This window comes from Streptomyces sp. NPDC055239 (assembly GCF_053606205.1).
Genome location: NZ_JBSGRD010000017.1, coordinates 19,557 through 40,772 on the forward strand (window position 1 = coordinate 19,557; position 21,216 = coordinate 40,772).

At 69.6% G+C, this 21,216-nt stretch carries 19 protein-coding genes; 11 read left to right on the forward strand and 8 right to left on the reverse strand.

Annotated features, from left to right (window positions below):
- Positions 1-67: 67 nt before the first annotated feature.
- Both ACWFRJ_RS38430 and leuE read left to right on the forward strand, forming a co-directional pair.
- Positions 68-1,699 carry an acyl-CoA mutase large subunit family protein gene (locus ACWFRJ_RS38430; protein ID WP_453542154.1) on the forward strand — a complete coding sequence of 544 codons (1,632 nt, stop codon included), beginning with the start codon at positions 68-70 and terminating at the stop codon, positions 1,697-1,699.
- 88 nt (positions 1,700-1,787) lie between these two features.
- Positions 1,788-2,441 carry a leucine efflux protein LeuE gene (gene leuE / locus ACWFRJ_RS38435; protein ID WP_453542157.1) on the forward strand — a complete coding sequence of 218 codons (654 nt, stop codon included), beginning with the start codon at positions 1,788-1,790 and terminating at the stop codon, positions 2,439-2,441.
- Positions 2,442-2,471: 30 nt separating this feature from the next.
- Here the strand turns inward: leuE and ACWFRJ_RS38440 are convergent, their stop codons facing one another.
- Together ACWFRJ_RS38440 and ACWFRJ_RS38445 are read right to left on the reverse strand one after the other, a co-directional pair.
- Complete coding sequence (locus ACWFRJ_RS38440; protein WP_453542160.1) at positions 2,472-2,936, reverse strand: MarR family winged helix-turn-helix transcriptional regulator; 465 nt, start codon at positions 2,934-2,936, stop codon at positions 2,472-2,474.
- 33 nt (positions 2,937-2,969) lie between these two features.
- Entirely contained in the window at positions 2,970-4,463 is a 1,494-nt protein-coding gene (locus ACWFRJ_RS38445; protein WP_453542163.1) for an FAD-dependent oxidoreductase, read from the reverse strand.
- A 38-nt stretch (positions 4,464-4,501) separates the two neighbouring features.
- Here ACWFRJ_RS38445 and ACWFRJ_RS38450 point away from each other — a divergent pair, with 38 nt between their 5' ends.
- Positions 4,502-5,152, forward strand: coding sequence for a TetR/AcrR family transcriptional regulator C-terminal domain-containing protein (locus ACWFRJ_RS38450; RefSeq protein WP_453542166.1), 651 nt, complete (start codon positions 4,502-4,504; stop codon positions 5,150-5,152).
- Position 5,153: 1 nt separating this feature from the next.
- On the opposite strand, the gene ACWFRJ_RS38455 is transcribed toward ACWFRJ_RS38450, so the two are convergent.
- Genes ACWFRJ_RS38455 through ACWFRJ_RS38465 form a run of 3 tightly spaced genes read right to left on the reverse strand, consistent with a single transcriptional unit; the run spans position 5,154 to position 8,631 of the window.
- The gene (locus tag ACWFRJ_RS38455) at positions 5,154-6,308 is read right to left on the reverse strand and encodes an acyltransferase family protein (protein ID WP_453542169.1); all 1,155 of its coding nucleotides are present in this window, start codon (positions 6,306-6,308) and stop codon (positions 5,154-5,156) included.
- Entirely contained in the window at positions 6,305-7,654 is a 1,350-nt protein-coding gene (locus tag ACWFRJ_RS38460) for an alpha-2,8-polysialyltransferase family protein (protein ID WP_453542172.1), read from the reverse strand. Before ACWFRJ_RS38460 ends, ACWFRJ_RS38455 begins: the two co-directional genes overlap by 4 nt.
- A complete protein-coding gene (locus tag ACWFRJ_RS38465; protein WP_389904049.1) occupies positions 7,654-8,631 on the reverse strand; it encodes a glycosyltransferase family 2 protein in 978 nt (325 codons plus the stop codon). The genes ACWFRJ_RS38460 and ACWFRJ_RS38465 overlap by 1 nt, the downstream gene beginning before the upstream one ends.
- A gap of 198 nt (positions 8,632-8,829) precedes the next feature.
- Between ACWFRJ_RS38465 and ACWFRJ_RS38470 the strand changes: the two genes are divergently transcribed.
- The 4 genes from ACWFRJ_RS38470 to ACWFRJ_RS38485 all read left to right on the forward strand — a co-directional run bounded on the left by ACWFRJ_RS38470 (position 8,830) and on the right by ACWFRJ_RS38485 (position 13,633).
- The gene (locus ACWFRJ_RS38470) at positions 8,830-10,158 is read left to right on the forward strand and encodes a DUF6716 putative glycosyltransferase (protein ID WP_453542175.1); all 1,329 of its coding nucleotides are present in this window, start codon (positions 8,830-8,832) and stop codon (positions 10,156-10,158) included.
- 26 nt (positions 10,159-10,184) lie between these two features.
- Entirely contained in the window at positions 10,185-11,471 is a 1,287-nt protein-coding gene (locus tag ACWFRJ_RS38475) for a cytidylyltransferase domain-containing protein (protein ID WP_453542178.1), read from the forward strand.
- Between the two features lie 26 nt (positions 11,472-11,497).
- Complete coding sequence (locus ACWFRJ_RS38480) at positions 11,498-12,427, forward strand: N-acetylneuraminate synthase family protein (protein WP_383268821.1); 930 nt, start codon at positions 11,498-11,500, stop codon at positions 12,425-12,427.
- Positions 12,428-12,511: 84 nt separating this feature from the next.
- Positions 12,512-13,633: a hypothetical protein gene (locus ACWFRJ_RS38485; RefSeq protein WP_453542181.1), complete on the forward strand. Its 1,122-nt coding sequence runs from the start codon at positions 12,512-12,514 to the stop codon at positions 13,631-13,633.
- Here the strand turns inward: ACWFRJ_RS38485 and ACWFRJ_RS38490 are convergent.
- Positions 13,623-13,838: a DUF397 domain-containing protein gene (locus ACWFRJ_RS38490; RefSeq protein WP_453542184.1), complete on the reverse strand. Its 216-nt coding sequence runs from the start codon at positions 13,836-13,838 to the stop codon at positions 13,623-13,625. The two genes, ACWFRJ_RS38485 and ACWFRJ_RS38490, sit on opposite strands and share 11 nt — an antisense overlap.
- Before the next feature lie 11 nt (positions 13,839-13,849).
- Positions 13,850-14,701 carry a helix-turn-helix domain-containing protein gene (locus ACWFRJ_RS38495; RefSeq protein WP_453542187.1) on the reverse strand — a complete coding sequence of 284 codons (852 nt, stop codon included), beginning with the start codon at positions 14,699-14,701 and terminating at the stop codon, positions 13,850-13,852.
- 309 nt (positions 14,702-15,010) lie between these two features.
- Here ACWFRJ_RS38495 and ACWFRJ_RS38500 point away from each other — a divergent pair, with 309 nt between their 5' ends.
- Positions 15,011-15,439, forward strand: coding sequence for an ATP-binding protein (locus ACWFRJ_RS38500; protein WP_453542190.1), 429 nt, complete (start codon positions 15,011-15,013; stop codon positions 15,437-15,439).
- Positions 15,440-16,003: 564 nt separating this feature from the next.
- Here ACWFRJ_RS38500 and ACWFRJ_RS38505 read toward each other — a convergent pair.
- Positions 16,004-17,017 (reverse strand): NADPH:quinone reductase, encoded by a 1,014-nt coding sequence (locus ACWFRJ_RS38505; RefSeq protein WP_453542193.1) that lies wholly within the window; start codon positions 17,015-17,017, stop codon positions 16,004-16,006.
- A 306-nt stretch (positions 17,018-17,323) separates the two neighbouring features.
- Here ACWFRJ_RS38505 and ACWFRJ_RS38510 point away from each other — a divergent pair, with 306 nt between their 5' ends.
- The 3 genes from ACWFRJ_RS38510 to ACWFRJ_RS38520 all read left to right on the forward strand — a co-directional run bounded on the left by ACWFRJ_RS38510 (position 17,324) and on the right by ACWFRJ_RS38520 (position 21,194).
- Entirely contained in the window at positions 17,324-18,601 is a 1,278-nt protein-coding gene (locus ACWFRJ_RS38510; protein WP_453542196.1) for an amidohydrolase, read from the forward strand.
- A gap of 264 nt (positions 18,602-18,865) precedes the next feature.
- On the forward strand, positions 18,866-19,918 hold the full coding sequence (locus ACWFRJ_RS38515; RefSeq protein WP_453542579.1) for a BMP family lipoprotein: 1,053 nt from the start codon (positions 18,866-18,868) through the stop codon (positions 19,916-19,918).
- Positions 19,919-20,138: 220 nt separating this feature from the next.
- Positions 20,139-21,194 carry a BMP family lipoprotein gene (locus ACWFRJ_RS38520; RefSeq protein WP_453542199.1) on the forward strand — a complete coding sequence of 352 codons (1,056 nt, stop codon included), beginning with the start codon at positions 20,139-20,141 and terminating at the stop codon, positions 21,192-21,194.
- The last annotated feature ends 22 nt before the right edge of the window (positions 21,195-21,216 follow it).

A 21,216-nucleotide genomic window follows, 5' to 3' on the forward strand; every position in this document is an offset into this window, starting at 1 on the left:
CCGGAGAAGTAACGGAGAAGGATCCAAGGATCTACGGAGAAGGATCTCCGGCAGGAGGCACAGAGCGATGGCGCGTGCGCGAGAGCCGCGAGAGCCACGAGAACTGCGAGAGCCGCGAGAACCGCGAGAGTCGGAGTCCGGACTGCCCGTCGAGCCCGTGTACGGCCCCGAGGCCCTCGACGGCTGGGATCCCGGGACGAAACTGGGCGCCCCCGGCGCGTACCCCTACACGCGGGGCGTCTACCCCTCGATGTACACAGGCCGCCCCTGGACGATGCGCCAGTACGCGGGCTTCGGCACGGCCGTCGAGTCCAACGTCCGCTACAAGCAGCTGATCGCGAACGGCACGACGGGCCTGTCGGTCGCCTTCGACCTGCCCACGCAGATGGGCCACGACTCGGACGCCCCGATCGCGAGCGGCGAGGTCGGCAAGGTCGGGGTCGCGATCGACTCGATCGACGACATGCGGGTCCTGTTCGGCGGCATCCCGCTGGACAAGGTCTCCACGTCGATGACGATCAACGCCCCCGCCGCCCTGCTGCTCCTGATGTACCAACTGGTCGCCGAGGAGCAGGGCGTCGACGCGGGCGAGCTGACGGGCACGATCCAGAACGACGTCCTGAAGGAGTACATCGCGCGCGGGACGTACATCTTCCCGCCCAAGCCGTCCCTGCGCCTGATCGCGGACATCTTCAAGTACTGCCGGGCCGAGATCCCGAGGTGGAACACCATTTCCATCTCCGGCTATCACATGGCGGAAGCGGGTGCGACGCCCGCGCAGGAGATCGCCTTCACCCTCGCCGACGGCATCGAGTACGTCCGCACGGCGGTCGCGGCGGGCATGGACGTGGACGACTTCGCGCCCCGCCTCTCCTTCTTCTTCGTGGCGCGTACGACGCTCCTGGAGGAGGTCGCCAAGTTCCGTGCCGCGCGCAGGATCTGGGCCCGCGTGATGCGCGACGAGTTCGGCGCCCGGAACCCCAAGTCACTCATGCTGCGCTTCCACACGCAGACGGCCGGGGTCCAGCTGACCGCCCAGCAGCCCGAGGTGAACCTCGTCCGGGTCGCCGTCCAGGGCCTCGGCGCGGTGCTCGGCGGCACCCAGTCCCTGCACACGAACTCCTTCGACGAGGCGATCGCGCTGCCGACCGACAAGAGCGCGCGCCTGGCCCTGCGCACGCAGCAGGTCCTCGCTTACGAGACGGACGTGACCGCCACGGTCGACCCGTTCGCCGGGTCGTACGTCGTCGAGAAGATGACGGACGACATCGAGGCCGCGATCCTCGGCCTCATGGAGCGCGTCGAGGACATGGGCGGCGCGGTGGCCGCCATCGAGAACGGCTTCCAGAAGGCGGAGATCGAGCGCTCCGCCTACCGCATCGCGCAGGAGACCGACTCCGGCGAGCGCGTCGTGGTCGGCGTCAACCGCTACCAACTGGACGAGGAGGAGCCCTACGAACCCCTCCGCGTCGACCCCGCCATCGAGGCCCAGCAGGCGGCCCGCCTCGCGAAGCTGCGGCAGGAGCGCGACCAGGCCGCGGTGGACGCGGCGCTCGCCTCGCTCAAGGACGCGGCGAAGGGGGACGCCAACGTCCTCCACCCGATGAAGGACGCGCTGCGGGCGCGGGCGACGGTGGGCGAGGTATGCGACGCGCTGCGGGAGGTGTGGGGGGCGTACGTGCCGACGGACGCGTTCTGACTTGGACTTGCTCGGGGTGTCCGGTGGCGGTGTCCGCTGGGCGGACACCGCGTCCGCTATGTCGTACGTGCGTGCGAGACTCCGCCCCATGCTGGGTGTCACCGATCTTCCGACCTATCTCGCGGGCCTCGCCCTGATCATTCTCCTTCCGGGGCCGAACTCGCTGTACGTGATCTCTGTTGCCGCGCGCCGCGGCGTACGCACGGGTTATACCGCCGCCGCGGGCGTCTGGTGCGGTGACACCGTCCTGATGACGCTTTCGGCCGCCGGTGTCGCCTCGCTCCTCCAGGGCAACGCCGTGCTGTTCGGGATCGTGAAGTACGCCGGTGCCGGATATCTGACCTGGCTCGCGGTGGGGATGCTGCGGGCCGCGTGGGGAATGTGGCGGGCACGGCGTGAGCAGGCCGTCGAGCAGGGGAAGAGCGGTCAGGACGACTCGGGGGAGCGGCCGTTCCGCAGGGCCCTGGTGATCAGCCTGCTCAATCCGAAGGCCATCCTCTTCTTCATCGCCTTCTTCGTGCAGTTCGTCGATCCGGGGTACGCCTATCCCGCGCTCTCCTTCCTCGTGCTCGGCATCTTCGCCCAGGTGGCGAGCGTCCTTTACCTCACCGCACTGATATTCGGCGGCACCAAGCTGTCCGCCGCCTTCCGCCGCCGCAAGCGGCTCTCGGCGGGAGCCACATCGGCGGCGGGTGCGCTGTTCCTCGGATTCGCGGCGAAGCTGTCGCTCGCCAGTGGCTGAGCGGTACTGAGAACGGGGCCGGGGGAGGCCTCAGTGGTGCCAGGCCGTGCCCCTCACGTTGTGGATCATGCGCTGGAGCACCTTGAGGGTACGGATGTACTCCTCCTCCGGGATGCCTTCATGGATCTCCGCGCGGATCTTCCGCTGGCGCGCGGCGGTCTCGTCCCGGAGCGCGCGCCCCTCCTCGGTGATGCGGAGGCGACCGGTGACGTCCTCGGTGAGCAGGGCGCGGTCGTGCAGGGCGCTGATGTCGTGGTGCAGGGCACCGTCGCCGATGCTCAGGTAGCCGTGCAGGGTGGCCACCACGTCTTCCTTGTCACGGCCGCCGTCCGCGACGATCTGGTTCAGGATCCACCACTGGGGCTGGGTGAGTCCGGACTCGGCGAGCATCGTGCGGATGTGGTGGACGACGGATTCGCCCGCGGCCGATGCCCAGTAGCCGATGGGCTGGTTGATGAGGTCCTCGTCGCTGTGTGAGTACGTGAAAGTGTCCATGTCCAGAACGTAGAACCTCAAGCTTGATTGAGGTCAACGGTTGCGGTGGACGAGCTTCAAAAACTCCGTCAGGCCCGTCGCGTCGTCGTCGCCCGCCCAGCCGACGTACCCGTCGGGGCGGATCAGGAAGAGACCGTCGCCGTAGGGCGGGTAGGAGCTGATGCGGTGTACGTGCACCAACTCCGCTGCCGCTGACGGGACTTGCGCATCCGTGCCGACCGCGAGCAGCGTGAAGTGCGGCCCCCTGAACAGGTCGAACAGCCTTCCCCCTTCGCTGTGCGGCCCGTCCGGCGCGCGGTCGCCCGCCCGCAGTGCCTCCTCCGGCAGGTCCGTCAGGCCCGCGCGGGTCTCCACCGCCAGGGAGCTGTCCCGGTAGCCCAGGCCCAGCTGGCGGGTCGCGCCCCCGCGCCGCTCCTCGCCCCGGTGGATGCGGGTGGAGAGGCCCAGCATCCGCGCGGCGTTGGGCAGGCGCTCGGCCTCGTACGTGTCGAGGAGGTCCGCCGGTACGCCGCCCCGCAGGGCGGCGCCCAGCTTCCAGCCCAGGTTGTACGCGTCCTGCACGCTGGTGTTCAGGCCCTGCCCGCCCGCCGGTGAGTGCACGTGCGCCGCGTCACCTGCGAGGAACACGCGGCCCTCGCGGAACCGGTCCGCCATCGCCGCGCGCGGCCGGAAGTCGGAGGCCCAGCGCACCTCGGTCACCGCGTCGGCGGCGAGATGCGTACGGGCGGCGACGACCTTGCGTACGCCTTCGAGCGAGGTGTCGGGCTCGGTCCCGTCCGTGAACTGCGCCGTCAGCTGGAAGTCCGCGGTGCCCGCCAGCGGGCAGATCGCCAGGAAGCCCCCGCCCGCACCCTCGCCCTCGGAGGTGGGCGGGAACATGTGCCAGTTGTCGCGGTCCAGGGTGGGGATGCGGACGTCGGCGACCAGGACCGGGTTCGGGTCGACGGTCTCGCCCGTCATGCCGATGCCAAGGGCCGCGCGCACGGTCGAGCGTCCGCCGTCGGCCGCCACGGCGTACGCGGCGCGGACGGTGCGCCCGTCCGCGAGCCGGGCGGTGACGCCCTCGTCGTCCTGGGCCAGGTCGGTCAGACCGGCGCCGAACAGGATGTCGTCGCCGCCGAGTTCCTTGAGGCGGGCGTAAAGGATCTCCTGCGTGCGCCACTGGGGGAGCATCAGCGGCCGGTTGTAGGGAGCGTCCTGCGTCGGCCCCTGCTCGTCGTCGAACATCCGGTGCTCGCCCTGCCGCTCGCCGCCCCGCCAGACCATGCCGACCGGGTAGGTGCCGCCCGCCGCCTCGACCGCCGCGAGGATTCCGAGGTCGTCGAAGACCTCCTGGGTACGGGGCTGGATGCCCTTGCCCCGCGATCCGGGGAAGAGGGTGTCGGCCCGCTCCACGATCAGGGCGCGCACCCCGCGCCGGGCGAGGTCGCAGGCGAGGGTCAGGCCGGTGGGCCCCGAGCCGACGACGAGCACGTCGGTCGTGAGGGTGTCCGTCAGGGAAGCGTCCTTAACGCTGTTAAGTTCCATGCTCCAGAGCCTGCGCTTAACAGTGTTAAATTGTCAAGGTGGCTACGACACCCCTGGACCGCACCCGCGTGGCGCGCGCCGCCCTGAAGCTCCTGAACGAGACGGGCCTCGACGGGCTCTCCCTGCGCGCCATCGCCAAGGAGCTGGACGTCAAGGCGCCCGCTCTGTACTGGCATTTCAAGGACAAGCAGGCGCTGCTCGACGAGATGGCGACGGAGATGATGCGCCGCATGAACGAGGAGTTGGAGGCGGGCGCGGGCCCTGAAACCGACTGGCAGAGCGCCCTCACCGCCGCACTGCGGGGTCTGCGGCGCCATCTCCTGATGTACCGCGACGGCGCGAAGGTCTACAGCGGCACGCACTTCACGGACCTGTCGTACGCCGCCCCCATGGAGGCCCATCTGCGCACGCTCACCGGCGGGGGCTTCACGCCGGGCGGGGCGGCCCGTGCCTGGTTCACGGCGTACAGCTACACGATCGGATACGTGACAGAGGAGCAGTCCATGGGCCCCGACCCCGCGAAGGAGGAAGGCGGGGGCTACGACCTGGCGGCCCGCGCGGAACGCCTCGCCGCGTATCCGCTCGCGGCGGCGGCGGGCGGCGAGATGTTCCGTGACTTCGACGCCGGGTTCGAGAAGGGCCTCGCCGCGGTGGTCGCCGGGATCGGGGCGACGATGCTGGAGACGTGACCTACTTCCGGGTCATGAGCCCGTTCCGGATCAGCGGTGTGAGCCGCTCCTCGACGAAACGGTTCAGGAGCCACGCCAGGGTCAGCATCGCCACGATCGTCAGACCGAACGTCGCGTACGACGGAAGCCCGAGCCCCCGGTGCAGCGCGGCCACCGTCACCCAGCCCAGGTGCTCGTGCACCAGGTAGAACGGGTACGTCAGGGCTCCCGCCACCGTCAGCCACTTCCAGTCGACCCGGTGCAGGGCGCCGAGCGCGATCAGCAGGACCGCGGCGAAGCCCGCCGTCACGACGGCGATGATGCCGAAGGACGTGCGGTAGGAGAAGAAGTCCGGGTTCGGCGCGTGCCAGAGGCGGTCCACCGCGTAGTGCTGGCCGATCAGCCAGCTCACCCCCACGATGCCCCAGGCCGTGAGGTCCTTGCGGTCGCGGTGGACGAGGTAGATGCCGATGCCGCCGATGAAGAAGGGGGCGTACTCGGGCATGAGGACGAGGTCGAGGAGCGGCTCGTTCACGCCCTCCGCGATGGCCGCGGCGAGCGTCCACACCGCGCAGAACAGGATCACGCGGGCCCGGTTCGCGCCCGGCATGACGACACAGAGCGCGAAGAGGGCGTAGAAGCGCAGCTCGGCCCAGAGCGTCCAGCAGACCCCCAACACCCGGTCCACGCCGAGGGGTTGCTGCAACATGGTCAGGTTCACCAGGGCGTCGCTGGGCGAGACCGCGTCGTACGCCACCACGGGGAGCGCGAAGACCGCGGTCACCAGGACGATCGCGGCCCAGTACGAGGGGAAGAGCCGCGAGACGCGCGAGGCGAAGAACGCGCGCAGCGGACGGCCCCAGCCGCTCATGCAGATCACGAAGCCGCTGATGACGAAGAAGATCTGCACACCGAGGCAGCCGTACGCGAACCAACTGTGCGCCGAGGGGAACTGGAGCTGCGGTGAGCTGCCCCAGGCCTCGGTGATCTCGCCGTCGCGGCCGCCGTAGTGGTAGGCCGCGACCATCAGGGCCGCGATGAGCCGCAGGCCGTCAAGGGCCCTGAGGCGGGGCCGCGCGCGCTTGGCGGCCACAGGGGCCGGAACGGTGCGCGCGAGGGCGTCTGCCTTGTCCGGCCCCGGGGTGTGTATCGGGAGCGTGGTTCCGGGAGAGGTCATCCGAGTGCGGTCCGCTTGATGGAGCGCTGGACCGAACGGGCGCGGCGCGCGACCCGGCGTACGGCCGCGTTGCGCGGGATGAACGCGAGCTGCGAGGGCAGCGCTCCGGGCAGGGCGAGTGCGGTGAGGCGGCGCCGCTTGAAGTAGCGCCAGGTGTGCGGGGTGAGGTGCGTCGTGAGGTAGCGCTCGGCGGCCGTGCGCCGGCGCGGATAGATCTGCGGCTGCATGGCGAAGCCGACGGCGACGAGCAGCTCGCCCAGGTCGGCGACCGGCATGCCGGGGCGGCCCCCGGTGACCGCGGCCTTGTCGGCGAGGTCGGGAATCAGTGCGTCCACGATCGTGACCGGTACGCGGTTGCTGTTCTGGTAGGGCGCGAGCCGCTCCAGGAGGGGCTCCGTGCCGGTGCGGGCCACCGGCAGGTCGTAGAGCGCGGACGCGGTGAGCAGCGCGGTCGAGAAGCAGCCGACGACGAGCGCGGGGCGCATCCGCTGGTAGAGCACCTCGGCGAGGACCGGAGAGTCGAGGACGGTCAGCTCCACGCCGATCGCCTCCGCCTCCTTCTCAAGGATGCGCGACCAGCGCGCAGGGGCCGTCGGGTGCGGCTTGAACACCACGCGCGTGTGGCCGAGTTCGGCGGCGCCGCGCACCATGCGTACGTGCAGCTCCTCCTCTTCCTCGGCGGTCAGGATGCCGAGGGCGGAGAGGTACTGGCCGAGGAGCAGGGCGGGCTCGGCGATGTCCGGGATGTCGGTCTCGGTGTCGGCGAGGCGGCTCAGCACCTTCACGAACGCCTCGGTCGGCACGATCTCCGGCTCGACGTCGAACTCGGTCAGGAGCAGCGGGGTCAGGCCCGGCACGAGATCCAGGTGGAGCAGCCGCCGCACTCGCGTGCCGACCAGCGGGTCGATCTTGTTGCGGGTCGGGCCGTAGCTCATCAGGCCGTCCGCGTAGACGTCCACGGGCGCGCCCGTGAAGATCTGCGCCAGGGCCAGGGCCGGATTGACCTGGATCGACTCGACTGCCAGCTCGATGTCGTCGTCACCGAGATCCCACAGGAGCCGGATGTACCGCTCCCACATCGGGATGTCGTCCGCCCGGGGAGACCAACCGCCCGGATGGAAGGGGGAGATGGCCTCGTTCCAGGAACGTACGTCGTCGAAGCGGTCCCGAAGCCGCTCGAAACCCGGCATCTCGTCCACGGCGACCGTGGTCTCCGGCGTCGCCGCGTTGTTGCTGACGAGCAGCAGCCGCCGGTCGGCGGGGCCGAAGCGGTCGGCGTCGATCGCGGCGGCGAGCGTCGCGGTGCCGTACAGCGTGGACGCCATGAAGATCTGCGTCGTCGCCATTACGCGGCCACCTCCGCCGACACCGGGCGCCGGCGAAGGCGGCGGAGGCGGGTCGCCCGCTGTATGTCCATGGAGTCGAGGGCGTCGTCGAGAACGCCCTGCGGCATCCGCTTCAGGGCGGCCGCGCTCAGTGACTTCAATTTCCGCGCCACTTGTGGCTCGAACCTTTCGATGGATCCCAGATGGTGGGAAATGATCGCGCAGTAAGTACGGACTGCCTTCGGCAGGAGTTTGTCGGCGTCGCGGTCCTCGGCAGTTTCACGCACCACCTGGTCGAATGCGCGGATGAAATCGAGCTGTCGTACGTCGCCGATCTGGGTGAGCGACGACGCGACTCCGCGCCGGTAGAACACGCCGAGGTGGCCCACCGCGGCGAAGGATTCCGCCTCGCGGTGCAGGCGCCAGATCCAGGGCCGGTCCTCCGCGGTGCGCAGGCCGTCCGTGAAGTGCAGCAGGCCCCGGTCGGCGAGGCGCCGGTGGTAGATGCCGGCCCAGGCGTACGCGTAGTCGACGGACGTCGAGCGGTCGGCGGGCAGGATGACGTCACGCGGCGCCATGACGACGTCGCGCCTGCCGTGCGGGACACGGTGGACGGTGCGGGCACGGGCTGTGCACTGCACATGATCGGTGCGTACGAAGTCGCAGCCCAGCTGCTCTATGGACTCGACGAGTCGCGCGTAGTAACCGGGGGCGAGCCAGTCGTCACCGTCGAGGAAGGTGAGGTACTCGCCGCGCGCCGCGTCAAGGCCTGTGTTGCGGGCGGTCGCGAGACCGCCGTTCGTCTCATGTCTGAGATGGACGGCGCCGGGCAGCTCGCGCGCGGCACGCTCCAGGATCTCTGGAGTCTCATCCTTCGAACAGTCGTCGACGAGAATGAATTCGAAGTCGTCGCGTGCGTTCGCTCGCAGACTCTTCAATGTGTCGGGCGCGTATTGCTGCACGTTGTAGAACGGCACGATGACGGAGAGCTTAACCACGTGGGTGACGTTAGGTGTCGGCCCGGCATTCGTCTTGGCCGAAGGTGAGATGTCAGGTGAACGAAGCATGGCGGAACGGTTAACCGGCCTGCTTACCGGCGGTTTCCCGGGCTGATTCGCCATTCGTCGGCGTGCTGTTAACCGTTTGTTGCACCTGAGTTGGGCCGCCAATCGAAAAGCCTTCCTAGCGTCTTGGCTGTGCCAGCAAGCAACAGCGGGACGACACGGATCACCGTGCTCGCCGACTCAGACACCCGGTGGAAATGGGGTGCGCTCACCGCGAGCCGCCTCGCGGGTGAGGGAGCGGACACACGCCTGGACGGACGCCTTCTCCGGGGCCGGGCCACGCCCACCGTCCGACAGCTCGAAGAGGTCGGGGTGCGCGCGGACTCGCTCCGCGAAGTCACCGCCGTCGAGTTCCTGCGCGAGGTGGAGCGCGAAGCGCCCGACGTGATCGTGCTCGCTCTCGTGGGCGGCGCGGTCCAGGCGGTCCTTCACGGGCTCGCCCGGATAGCGGCGGACTCCGCGGGCTCCGGCAAGCGTCCCGTGATCGTCACCGGCTACGTCGGCGTCGTCTACGAGAAGCTCGCAGACGGCCTGCTCCTGCGGCACGGCGCGGACGTCGTCCTCGCCAACTCCCGCCAGGACGCGGAGCGTTTCCGCGCCGTGTACGAGGGAGTGGGCGCCGACGCCTCGGGCGTGGTGGAGAGCGCACTGCCGTTCCTCGGCGGCGCCGCCTACCTCGAGAAGGACCAGAAGCACGACCCGTACACGGTCGTCTTCGCCGCGCAGCCCTCCGTTCCGGACAGCCGCGCACACCGCACGTACCTGCTGCGGCGCATGGTCGAGCACGCACGCCTGCACCCGGACCGCGAGGTCCTGATCAAGCTGCGCAGCAAGCCAGGCGAACACACCACGCACATCGAGGAACTGCCCTACCAGAAGCTCGCCAAGGCCGAGAATCTGCCGCCCAACTGCCGTCTCGTGTACGGGAACATGGGCGAGGTCCTCGACCGCACCGACCTGCTCGTCACGGTCAGCTCCACCGCCGCGCTCGAATCCCTGCACCGCCGCATCCCCACCGCGGTCCTCACCGACCTAGGGGTGCGCGAGGCGCTCGGCAACCACCACTTCATCGGCTCCGGATGCCTGGCGTCCTGGGACGAGATCGACGCGGAGTACAGCCCCGAGGCCGCTCCGGAGTGGGTCGCGCGGCAGGGCGTCGCGCCGGACGGGACGTACGAGACGGCGTTCGACGCGGCACGTGAGCGCGTCGCGAACCTGCTCGCGCAGCCCCAGCTCCCTGCGATCGCCCCGTACTACAGCCTCACCACCGCCCCCGGATACCTCCCCGGCATCCTGGCCCGCCACCACCTCGGCCCGGACGGCACCCCACTGGCCGGAGCGCCCGCGGCGGACCGCGAGCCGGGCCCCGTGCGCCAGGCGGTCCGCAGCGCGGCGCGCGGCGCCTACCGGCACGGCGTGCAGCGCGTGGCCCCCGTCATCCGGCGGATGGGCGAGCTGTGATCCCCCACCCCTCTCAAGGAGCCCCCATGTCCCACCCCGCCCCAGGGAGCGTGCCCGCCCACCGCGTCCTCGCCGTCATCCCGGCCCGCGGCGGCTCCAAGGGCGTGCCCGCCAAGAACCTCGCCCCGGTCGGCGGCGTGCCCCTGGTGGCGCGGGCCATCCGGGAGTGCCTGGCCGCGCGGCTCGTCACGGACGTCGTCGTCTCCACGGACGACCACGTGATCGCCGAGGCGGCGCGGGCCGCGGGCGCCGAAGTGGTGCTTCGCCCCGCGGCGATCGCGGGGGACACCGCGACCAGCGAAGCGGCGGTCCTGCACGCGATGGACGAGCACGAGGCGCTGCACGGCAAGGCCGTCGACGTCGTCCTGCTCGTACAGTGCACGAGCCCCTTCATCGTCCGCGAGGACGTCGACGGAGTGGTCGGCTCGATCATCGACGGCGGCGCGGACACGGCGCTGACCGTCGCTCCCTTCCACGGCTTCGTCTGGCGCGACGCCGACGACGAGCCCGCGGCCATGGACGCGCGCCGCACCGGCGAGGTCGGCGGCACGACAAAGGTCGCCAACTCCACCGCCACCGACGGCGGCTACGGCGTCAACCACGACAAGTCCTTCCGCCCGCGCCGCCAGGACCGCCCCCAGGACCTCCTGGAGACCGGCGCGGTCTACGCCATGGACGTGACGGGCTTCCGCGAGCACAAGCACCGCTTCTTCGGCCGCACCGAGCTGGTCCGCACGGACCCGGCGCGCGTCCTGGAGATCGACGACCCGCACGACCTCGCCCGCGCCCGCGCGCTCGCGCCCCTCTTCGACTCCGGCAGGGCCGACGCGCTTCCGACCCGCGACGACATCGACGCGGTCGTACTCGACTTCGACGGCACCCAGACCGACGACAGGGTGCTGATCGACTCCGACGGACGGGAGTTCGTCTCCGTACACCGCGGAGACGGCCTCGGCATCGCGGCCCTGCGCGACTCGGGCCTTCCGCTGCTGATCCTGTCCACGGAGAAGAACCCGGTCGTCGCCGCGCGGGCCAGGAAGCTCAAGCTTCCCGTCCTGCACGGCATCGACCGCAAGGACCTCGCACTCAAGCAGTGGTGCGAGGAGCAGGGCATCGCTCCCGAGCGCGTGCTCTACGTCGGAAACGACGTCAATGACCTCCCGTGCTTCAGCCTCGTCGGCTGGCCCGTGGCGGTCGCGAGCGCCCACGACGTCGTACGCGGCGCCGCACGCGCGGTCACCGCTCTCCCCGGTGGTGACGGCGCGATCCGAGAGATCGCCGCATGGATCCTCGGCCCCTCCCTCAACAAGTAAGGAACGTTCCTGTCATGAGCTCTACGATCTCCAACTCCCGTCTGCGCACCTTCGGTTCGAAGACGGCCGGACCCGGTCAGCCCGTGTACATCACCGGTGAGATCGGCATCAACCACAACGGCGAGCTCGACAACGCCCTCGCCCTGATCGACGTGGCCGCCGACGCCGGCTGCGACGCGGTCAAGTTCCAGAAGCGCACCCCGGAGATCTGCACCCCGCGCGACCAGTGGGACATCGAGCGCGACACCCCCTGGGGCCGGATGACGTACATCGACTACCGCCACCGCGTGGAGTTCGGCGAGTCCGAGTACCAGGCCATCACCGAGCACTGCAAGAAGCGCGGCATCGACTGGTTCGCATCGCCGTGGGACACCGAGGCCGTCGCCTTCCTGGAGAAGTTCGACCTCCCGGCCCACAAGGTCGCCTCCGCCTCCCTGACGGACGACGAGCTCCTGCGCGCGCTCCGCGCAACGGGCCGCACGGTCATCCTCTCCACCGGCATGTCGACCCCGAAGCAGATCCGCCACGCGGTCGAGGTCCTCGGCTCGGACAACATCCTGATGTGCCACGCCACGTCGACGTACCCGGCGCAGGCGGAGGAGCTGAACCTCCGCGTCATCAACACCCTCCAGCAGGAGTTCCCGAACGTCCCGATCGGCTACTCCGGCCACGAGACGGGCCTGCAGACCACCCTCGCCGCGGTCGCGCTCGGCGCCACCTTCGTCGAGCGTCACATCACCCTCGACCGCGCCATGTGGGGCTCGGACCAGGCCGCGTCGGTGGAGCCCCAGGGCCTCACCCGCCTCGTCCGCGACATCCGCACCATCGAGGCCTCCCTCGGTGACGGCGTCAAGAAGGTCTACGAGTCGGAGCTCGGCCCGATGAAGAAGCTGCGCCGCGTCGCGGGCGTCGTCGCCGAGGCCGACGCGGCCGAGCGCGAGCCGGTCGCGGTCTGAGCCGGTCGCGGTCGAGCGCGCTGACGCTCTTACCGGGATTTCCCACCGGGACCCCCCACAAGGACAGGACACGGTCATACGACGATGAGCCCCCGACCCCCCGGGCCGACGGCCCCCACCGATGCGGCGCCCACCACTCTGGCGTTCGTAGAGAGCCCTGTGCAGCTCCTCAACGTCCTTGAGTGGGCGCATTCGGCAGGGGCGACAGGCCCGGCCGGGGGTCTCACCGTCGTCGTCCTCTCCCCGATGGACCCCATGACCCGGGGTCAGCTGCGCCGCATGGCCCAGCTGGCCCGCGACGAGGGCCTCAACGTCCGCTGGGAGGAGGCGCGCGGCGGCCCGGCCGCTCCCTTCCACACGATCGGCGGCCTGACGGGCCCGCTGCGTGCGGCGGACCGGATCGTGATCGGCGACCCGTTCTCGCGCTACGTACAGCTGCTCCTCACGATCACCCGGGCCCGCTCGCTCGTGGTCGTGGACGACGGCACGGCCACGATGGAGTTCGTGGCGCAACTGGCGGCGGGCGAGCGCCTGGTGCGCTGGCACCGGAGGGGCGGCCGCCCCGGTCTCCGGGACATCGCCTTCGCCCCGATCTCGGCCTCGGCCCGACGCCGCCTGACGCCGGGCGGCAAGCGCACGGTGGAGGTCTTCTCGTCCATGCCGATCGACTCGGCACCGGCGGGGGTGCGGGTGACGCCGAACACCTTCGCCTGGACGCGGGAGCGTTTCGGCCCTCCTCGGGTCTCGAAGGGCGCGGACCTGGTAGGCACGTCGCTGGTGGAGACGGGGGTCGTGGACCCGGACAGCTACGTGGAGGCGGTCCGTACGTTGTCGCTCGCGCACGGCGCCACACGCTACTTCGCACACCGCCGCGAGAGCGCGGAGAAACTGCACCGCCTGGCGGTGGAAACGGGCCTCCAGGTGGTCCGCCCCGACCTCCCCCTGGAACTGATCGCCCGCCGAGGCCCGATCGGCCGCACGATCCTGAGCTTCCCCTCGACGGTGGTCCACACCCTGCCGTTGGCGTTGGCGGGCACGGAGGTACGTGTCGCGGTGTGCGACATCGACCCGGCCTGGCTGACGGAGAACGCATCACCACGGGCGGAGGGCTTCTTGTCGGACGTCACGGGAACGGCGCGCGATGTGCACCGGCTGGCATCGGTGGCCTCCACGAATCCGTCGAAGGGCCTTGCGGCTACGGCGTGACGTCGGGGGCGTCCGCCTTGGTCTTGATCGCTGTGATGAGGGCGGCGAGTTGGGGCCGGGTGGTGGTGAGGATCTCCTCCGGGGTGTCGCTTTCGCGGAGGCGGATGGTGGTGGGGGTGGGGCCGGGGGCTATGTATACGCAGGAGGAACCTTCCTCGCTGTAGGTGGACTTCTGCCAGGTCAGCTTCGGGTTCGGCTTGCTCACGGGTACGCCTCTCACAGGTCCTGTGCGATGTGGTGGATGAGCTCGCGGGACGCGGCAGGCTGCAGAGAGACCTTCTCCATGCGGTCCAGCACGAGCCGGTACTTCTCCAACTGTCCGACGGCATCAATCAGTTCGCTCCCATGCGCGGTGTCCAGCTGCACGGTGTCGAGCGTCGTGACGGGGCCGTAGGCGTAGTCGACTCCATGCCCCGTCGTGGGGAACGACGTGCCCCCGAAGGGAATGACCCGGAGCGTCAGGCCGGGCAAATGGCTCATCTCGGCGAGATGGTCGAGCTGAGTTCGCGCCACGTCCCGGCCGCCGAACTGCATGCGCAGCGCTGCTTCGTGGACGATGGCGGCGTACGGCGGCGGCGTATCCCTGTGAAGCACCGCCTGCCGCTTGATGCGGTGGGAGATGCGGTACTCGATCTCGTGCGGCCGCAAGGAGGGGACCACTTCACGGAAGAGCGCGCGGGCGTGCTCGGGGGTCTGGAGCAGCCCGGGGATGTTGATGACTTGGGCCACGCGCAGGGCCGCGGCGTGGTGCTCCATCTCCGCGAGGTCCAGGAGCTGGACGGGAAGCGCGTTCCGATACTCCTCCCACCATCCCCGAGAGCGGTCGGCCGCCATCTCGGCGAGGGCGTCGACCAGCGGCTGGTCGGCACAGTCGTAGATCTGGGCGAGCGTGTGTACGCGATCTGCACTCACCCCGAACCGGTTCGCCTCGATATTGCTGACCTGGGCCTGAGTGGTGCCCAGAGTGCGGGCCGCCTCGACGGCTGTCATGCCCGCGCGTTCGCGCAGTCGGCGCAGCTCGACGCCGATGCGGACGCGGCGGGCTGATGGGGCGGTCCTGGGTGCCATGTCCTCGCTCCGTTTCGTACGCCTGATGTGGTCGTCACCCACACGAGGGCAATAGCTGAAGGTTTTGCAGAACGATGCAAAACCTTCAGCACCCGCAGTCTACGGTGTGACCAAAGCCGCCCAACTGGCCCTGCCGGTAAGCCGGAAGCGCACCGCCTGGTCTCTCGCGGCATGCCACCGCCCGGCATGGCTGCGAAAGGCGAATCGAGCCGTCCAACGCACGGAGGCGTCGTCCCCATGGTCACCGTCACGCTATCGCCACCCGCCCCCAATCCACCCGCACCCGAAGTGTGGTCGTACGCCCTCCACTTGCCCCACGATCCCCGCGCCCCGCGTATCGCACGGCAGACGCTGCGGGCGGTGCTTTCCGGGTACGGCCTGGGGGAGCTGACGGACACCGTTGAAATCCTGACCTCGGAACTGGTGACGAACGCCTACCGGCATACGGGCGGCCCGGCCGCCCTACGCCTCAGAGGCCTGCCCGGCAGACGCGGCGTACGGGAGGCGCGGGGCGTACGGGTCGGCGTGTGGGACACGGACCCGCACATCCCACCCCCGTTCGACAGCCCACCGACGCCCTTGCCGCCCCTGGCCCAGGGAGCCGAGGGCGGCAGGGGGCTCCGCCTGGTGGCGGAGTGGGCGACAGCGTGGGGCGGCTTCCCCTTGGGGGATGACTTGTTCGGCCAGAGGGGGAAGGTGCTGTGGGTCGAGTGCCGTTGCCCCGGGGAGTGCCGGTGAGCCGGTGTTGGTCAGGGCGCCGGGGCCGTCCGGTTGAACCCAGATTGGTGGTTCCGGGCCGGGAGTAAAGGGCGCTCCTACGTCGCGTCGGCTGCGCCGATGGCCCTTCGGGCCACCCTTGACACCCGTCCCTCCACCGCGCGAGGGAAGACATCCGGACGGCCCAGGGGCGGGACTCTCGGGACGGCTACCAGCGGGCTTCGGGTTTGATGCCGGGTGCGGACTGGTTCGTTGGGGGCGGGGGGCGTGGGTGAGGTGCGCGGTTGCTGCGGGGGTGGGTGCGGGTCTCGTCAAGCGTCCGGCGACCGGATCGTCGGGGGCGGCCGTCAGGGGGGATGGAAGGCCATCGGGCGGCGGATTGCAGGAAAGTCCCATGGGAGGGGCCCAGGACTGGGGCTGGGGCGGGACTTTTTTGCAAGCCGCCCCTTTCCGGGGCGGGGGCGGGGGCGTCCGCGCGGGGCACCTACTTTGGCGAAGTTGCGTTCCTGCGGGAGAGGGGCGCGCGAGTGCACCGATGCGCCCCTCAGCAACCCGACCCCCGTCGACCCGTGGCGGTTGGCACGGTTAGGGGATGTCGACCGAGACCCGTCCCACCAGGCCCTTTTCGAGGGCTGCGTGGGCGTCGGCGGTGTGCTCCAGTGGGAAGCGGTGCAGTGGCAGTCCTGCCTCCTCGCCCACGCGCAGCGCACCCGCGTCCACTGCCGCCGTGACGTCGGTGAGCGCCTGCTGCTTCGCCGTGGACGGCACTGTGTAGACGAAGACGCTCTGCCAGCGCAGGTTCGCCGAGAGTGAGGTGAGCACCGGGATGGACAGTTGCTCGTTCTCGCCGCCCGAGTAGTAGGCGACTACGGCACCTTGGGCGGCTACCGCGATGTCGAGAGCGGCGTTGGCGCCCGGTGCGACCTCCACGATGATGTCCACGCCCTCGGGAGCGAAGGCCTGGATCTCCGCGACCGCGTCCTGGGTGCGGTAGTCCACCGTCAGGTGGGCACCCGCCGCTCGCGCCAGTGCGGCCTTGGCGGGGCTGCTGACCGTGGTGATCACGCGGGCGCCCGCCCAGCGGGCGAGCTGGATGGCCGCGTTGCCGACCGCGCCGGCGCCGCCCGCCACCAGAACGGTCGCGCCTTGCAGAGTGCCGGGCGCGAGCCGGCCCGGCCCGCCGTCGTGCACGGTCAGCGCGCGGTGGGCGGTCAGGGCCGGGATGCCAAGGGCGGCGCCGAGTTCGAACGGGGCGTGGTCGGGCAGAGCGACGGCGTGCTGGTCGGGGACGAGCGTGTACTGCTGTGCCGTTCCCCAGGGCCGCCCCCAGGCGGCCTCCCAGATCCACACCCGCTGCCCGACCCGCTCCGGATCGACCTGCGGACCCACGGCATCGATCACCCCGGCACCGTCCTGGTGAGGCACCTCCTCGCGCACACCCGGCGGCAACGCCCGCCGACGGGCACGCCAGTCGGTCGGATTGACGCCGGAGACGTACACACGCACCCGCACCTCACCGACCCCGGGCTCAGGAAGCGGACGCTCAACGAGTTGAAGGACCTCGGGCCCACCAGCACCAGCCCGTACGACGGACTTCATCTCTCACCCATCCTTCGCTCACCCCTGGGGACACCCACCTGAACTCCGACCCGGAGCGGAAAATTCCGATGTGTGGACGTATGTGCATGATCCCGTCCCTCCGTGGTACCTGTGGAGGGCGTCGATCGGGTGTGCGTACGCATATGACCAGTGCCTTATCCCCTGAAAAGGCGGAGAGTTTACCCATCTCAAGTAGCGCTTATGCGCCACGCGGCCACCTTTTCTTACCCTATCGGGCTGAACTTTTGTTGATCGTGGGTCAGTTGGCACATGGCTCGCCCTACCCTTCAGAGGGTGAACCAACTGATGTCACGAGATTCCGAGCGAGGGTCCGAGCGAGGATCCGAGGTTGATCTGCCCGGGGAAGCAGCGGGGGACGCCCCCGGGGAAGCCATGCTTCCCGGTGTGCTCCCGGACGACTTGCGCGGCGAACTCATCGCCTTCCGGCGCGACTTGCACATGCACCCGGAGCTCGGCAACCAGGAGTTCCGCACCACCGCGGCCCTCAAGGCCAGGCTCGAGCAAGCCGGTCTTGAGCCCCGCGTGCTCGACATCGGTACGGGGCTCGTCTGTGACATCGGCATCGAGCGGTGGGACGGCGTACGCCCCATGCTCGCCCTGCGCGCCGACATCGACGCGCTGCCCATCCCGGACACCAAGCTCGGCGTCCCGTACCACTCCACCGTGCCCGACCGCGCCCACGCCTGCGGGCACGACGTGCACACCACCGTGGTGCTCGGGGCCGGGCTCGTCCTCGCCGATCTCGCGAAGCAGGGGCAACTGCCCCATCCCGTAAGGCTGATCTTCCAACCTGCCGAAGAGGTCCTGCCCGGCGGCGCGCCCGACGCCATCGAGTCGGGGGTCTTGGAGGGCGTCGGGCGCATCGTCGGCGTGCACTGTGATCCTCGGGTCGATGCCGGGAAGATCGGGCTGCGGCACGGGCCCATCACCTCCGCCTGCGACCGCCTTGAGATCTCGCTCGACGGCGCCGGCGGCCACACCGCGCGCCCCCACCTCACCACCGACCTCGTCACCGCCGCCGCCAAGGTCGTCACCGAGGTCCCCGCCCTGGTCGCCCGGCGTATCGACGCCCGCTCGGGGCTCGCGGTGACCTGGGGACGTATCGAGTCCGGGCACACCTGCAACGTCATCCCGCAGCACGCCGAACTCTCCGGCACGGTCCGCTGCCTGGACCTCACCGCCTGGCGGAAGGCGCCCGACCTGGTGCACGGCGCCGTCCAGGAGATCGCCGATCTGTACCGCGCCAAGTCCGTGGTGAATTACATCCGCGGCGTGCCGCCCGTCGTCAATGATCCTGATGTGACCGACCTGCTGAAGGACTCCATGGAGCTGCGGCGCGGGCCGCACTCCGTCGAGGACACCGAACAGAGCCTGGGCGGCGAGGACTTCTCCTGGTACCTGGAGCACATGCCGGGAGCCATGGCCCGCCTCGGCGTCCGTACGCCCGGCGAGCGCACCGTCCGGGATCTGCACCAGGGCGACTTCGACGCGGACGAGTCGGCGATCACGGTGGGCGTCGAGATGTTCACCGCGGCGGCGCTGCTCGACGGGGCCCAGCGGTAACCACCGCTATCGGCCGGTTACGGCGGTCCCGTTCACCCGGACGTAACCGGCCCTCGGCACGAATAGGTAACGGCAGTGCGAAACCCCGTTCCCCTCCCTTTCTACGCGCGTTACTGTGCGCCGAAATCAGGCCCGTCAAGGGTGCTTTGGGGAACGTAAGGGGTGCGTCCTATGCGTCTTCGTCAAGGATCTCGTGGAATCGGTGGCACCGGTCGAACCGGTGCCACCCGTGCAGCCCGAGGAACGCGGCTCTCCCAAGTGGCCGTGGCGGTGGCGTCCCTCGCCCTCGCGGCCTCCGCGTGCGGCAAGACCAGCAGCGAGGCCTCCTCGGGGGATGACGGCAAGGACGGCAAGTCCGGGGGTTCGTCCGAGTACAACGACAAGGGCATCGGCCTCGCGTACGACATCGGCGGCAAGGGCGACCAGTCGTTCAACGACGCCGCCTACGCCGGATACGAGAAGGCCCGCAAGGACTTCAAGATCGGCGGCGTGGACATGGAGCCGGGCGACGGCGAGTCCAGTGCCGACAAGGTGCAGCGCATCGAGCAGCTGGCCAAGCAGGGCTACAACCCGGTTGTGGGCGTCGGCTACATCTATGCGCCCGCCATCAAGGAGGTCGCCGGGAAGTTCCCCAAGACCACCTTCGGGATCATCGACGACAACACCGTGAAGGCGGACAACGTCGCCGACCTCGTCTTCCACGAGGAGCAGGGGTCGTATCTCGCGGGCGTCGCCGCTGCCAAGGTGACCAAGGCCGACCACGTCGGGTTCATCGGCGGCGTGGACATCCCTCTCATCCACAAGTTCGAGGCGGGCTTCGTGCAGGGCGTCAAGTCCGTCGACCCCAAGATCAAGATCGAGAAGCAGTACCTGACCGAGAAGCCCGAGGACGGCGGCTTCTCCAGCCCCGACAAGGGGCAGAACGCGGCGAGCGGCCAGATCGAGTCGGGCGCCGACGTGCTCTACCACGCGGCGGGGCTCTCCGGGCAGGGCGTGATCCAGGAGGCCGGTTCCCAGAAGGTGTGGGTGATCGGTGTCGACTCCGACCAGTACAAGCAGAAGGCCCTTGCCAAGTACAAGGACTACATCCTCGGCTCGGCCCTCAAGGATGTCGGCGGGGCTGTCTACGACCTGACGAAATCGGTCGTCAAGGGCAAGCCGATCACGGGCGAGCAGCGCTACGACCTGAAGTCGGGCCGGGTCGGGTTCGCCGACTCGAATCCGAAGTACACGGCGATGAAGGACGTGGTGGCCGCCGTGCAGAAGGCCGAGAAGGACATCGCCGACGGCAAGGTCGAGGTCAAGACCACGCCGTAGCCCCACGGACGGCTCGACGCACGACAGGTGGGGCGCCCCGTGCGTGAGGGGCGCCCCACACTGCGTACATGCTCGCGCAACCTCGCGGCCACAGCTCGATAACGGACGGGACAGAAGGGTTCTTATGTCAGGTCTACGCGCGTTACGCTGCGGCGAAATCAGCGCCAGGTGAGGCGCTCGTACGTGCTTTTGCTTGCTTGTACATAAGGAGTTCCTCTCTATGCGCCGGGTTTCCCGAATTGCCGCAGCGGGTGTAGCGACCGCCGCACTCGCCGTCTCCGCCACCGCCTGCGGCGGCACCTCCAGCGACGCCGCCGGTTCCAAGACCGACGGCAAGAGCAAGGGCGTCGCCATCGCGTACGACGTCGGCGGCAAGGGCGACCAGTCCTTCAATGATGCCGCGACCGCCGGTATGGACAAGGCCTCCAAGGACCTGAAGATCGGCAAGAAGGCTGTCGAGCCGACGGACGGCGAGTCCGACGCCGACAAGGCCCAGCGCCTCACCGAGCTCGCCAAGCAGGGCTACAACCCGGTCATCGGCATCGGCTACGCCTACGCCCCCGCCGTGAAGGAAGTCGCCGAGAAGTTCCCGAAGGTCAGCTTCGGCATCGTCGACGACGCCACCATCGAGGCGGACAACGTCTCCGACCTGGTCTTCAACGAGGAGCAGTCCTCGTACCTGGCGGGCGTCGCAGCCGCCAAGGCCACCAAGACCAAGACCGTCGGCTTCATCGGTGGCGTGAACAACAACCTGATCCGCAAGTTCGAGGCCGGCTTCGTCCAGGGCGTCAAGGCCACCGACAAGTCGATCAAGATCAAGCGCCAGATGCTCACCGAGAAGGCCGAGGACGGTGGCTTCTCCAGCCCGGACAAGGGCAAGGAAGGCGCCAGCGGCCAGATCGAGGGCGGTGCCGATGTGGTCTACCACGCGGCGGGTCTCTCGGGGCAGGGCGTGATCGAAGCGGCCGCCGCCGAGAAGGTGTGGGCGATCGGCGTCGACTCCGACCAGTACGAGCAGAAGGCCCTGGCCAAGTACAAGAAGTACATCCTGACCTCGGCGACCAAGGACGTCGCCGGAGCGGTGTACAACCTGACGAAGTCGGTCCAGGATGGCAACGCCAAGGGCGGTGTGGTCCGTGCGGACCTGAAGTCCGGCGGCGTCGCGCTTGCCGACTCGAACCCCGAGTACAAGAAGATGACGGACCTCCAGGCCGCCGTCGAGAAGGCCGAGCAGGACATCAAGAGCGGCAAGATCAAGGTCAAGACCACGCTGTAACAGGGTCCATGCTGTAACCGGG

What these genes read in the sequence shown, in the direction of transcription:
- ACWFRJ_RS38520 (WP_453542199.1), top strand. Translation starts at nt 20,139, where the DNA reads ATGCGCCGGGTTTCCCGAATTGCCGCAGCGGGTGTAGCGACCGCCGCA.
- ACWFRJ_RS38505 (WP_453542193.1), bottom strand. Translation starts at nt 17,017, where the DNA reads ATGAAGTCCGTCGTACGGGCTGGTGCTGGTGGGCCCGAGGTCCTTCAA.
- ACWFRJ_RS38445 (WP_453542163.1), bottom strand. Translation starts at nt 4,463, where the DNA reads ATGGAACTTAACAGCGTTAAGGACGCTTCCCTGACGGACACCCTCACG.
- ACWFRJ_RS38495 (WP_453542187.1), bottom strand. Translation starts at nt 14,701, where the DNA reads ATGGCACCCAGGACCGCCCCATCAGCCCGCCGCGTCCGCATCGGCGTC.
- ACWFRJ_RS38455 (WP_453542169.1), bottom strand. Translation starts at nt 6,308, where the DNA reads ATGACCTCTCCCGGAACCACGCTCCCGATACACACCCCGGGGCCGGAC.
- leuE (WP_453542157.1), top strand. Translation starts at nt 1,788, where the DNA reads ATGCTGGGTGTCACCGATCTTCCGACCTATCTCGCGGGCCTCGCCCTG.
- ACWFRJ_RS38510 (WP_453542196.1), top strand. Translation starts at nt 17,324, where the DNA reads ATGTCACGAGATTCCGAGCGAGGGTCCGAGCGAGGATCCGAGGTTGAT.
- ACWFRJ_RS38460 (WP_453542172.1), bottom strand. Translation starts at nt 7,654, where the DNA reads ATGGCGACGACGCAGATCTTCATGGCGTCCACGCTGTACGGCACCGCG.
- ACWFRJ_RS38485 (WP_453542181.1), top strand. Translation starts at nt 12,512, where the DNA reads ATGAGCCCCCGACCCCCCGGGCCGACGGCCCCCACCGATGCGGCGCCC.
- ACWFRJ_RS38440 (WP_453542160.1), bottom strand. Translation starts at nt 2,936, where the DNA reads ATGGACACTTTCACGTACTCACACAGCGACGAGGACCTCATCAACCAG.
- ACWFRJ_RS38430 (WP_453542154.1), top strand. Translation starts at nt 68, where the DNA reads ATGGCGCGTGCGCGAGAGCCGCGAGAGCCACGAGAACTGCGAGAGCCG.
- ACWFRJ_RS38475 (WP_453542178.1), top strand. Translation starts at nt 10,185, where the DNA reads ATGTCCCACCCCGCCCCAGGGAGCGTGCCCGCCCACCGCGTCCTCGCC.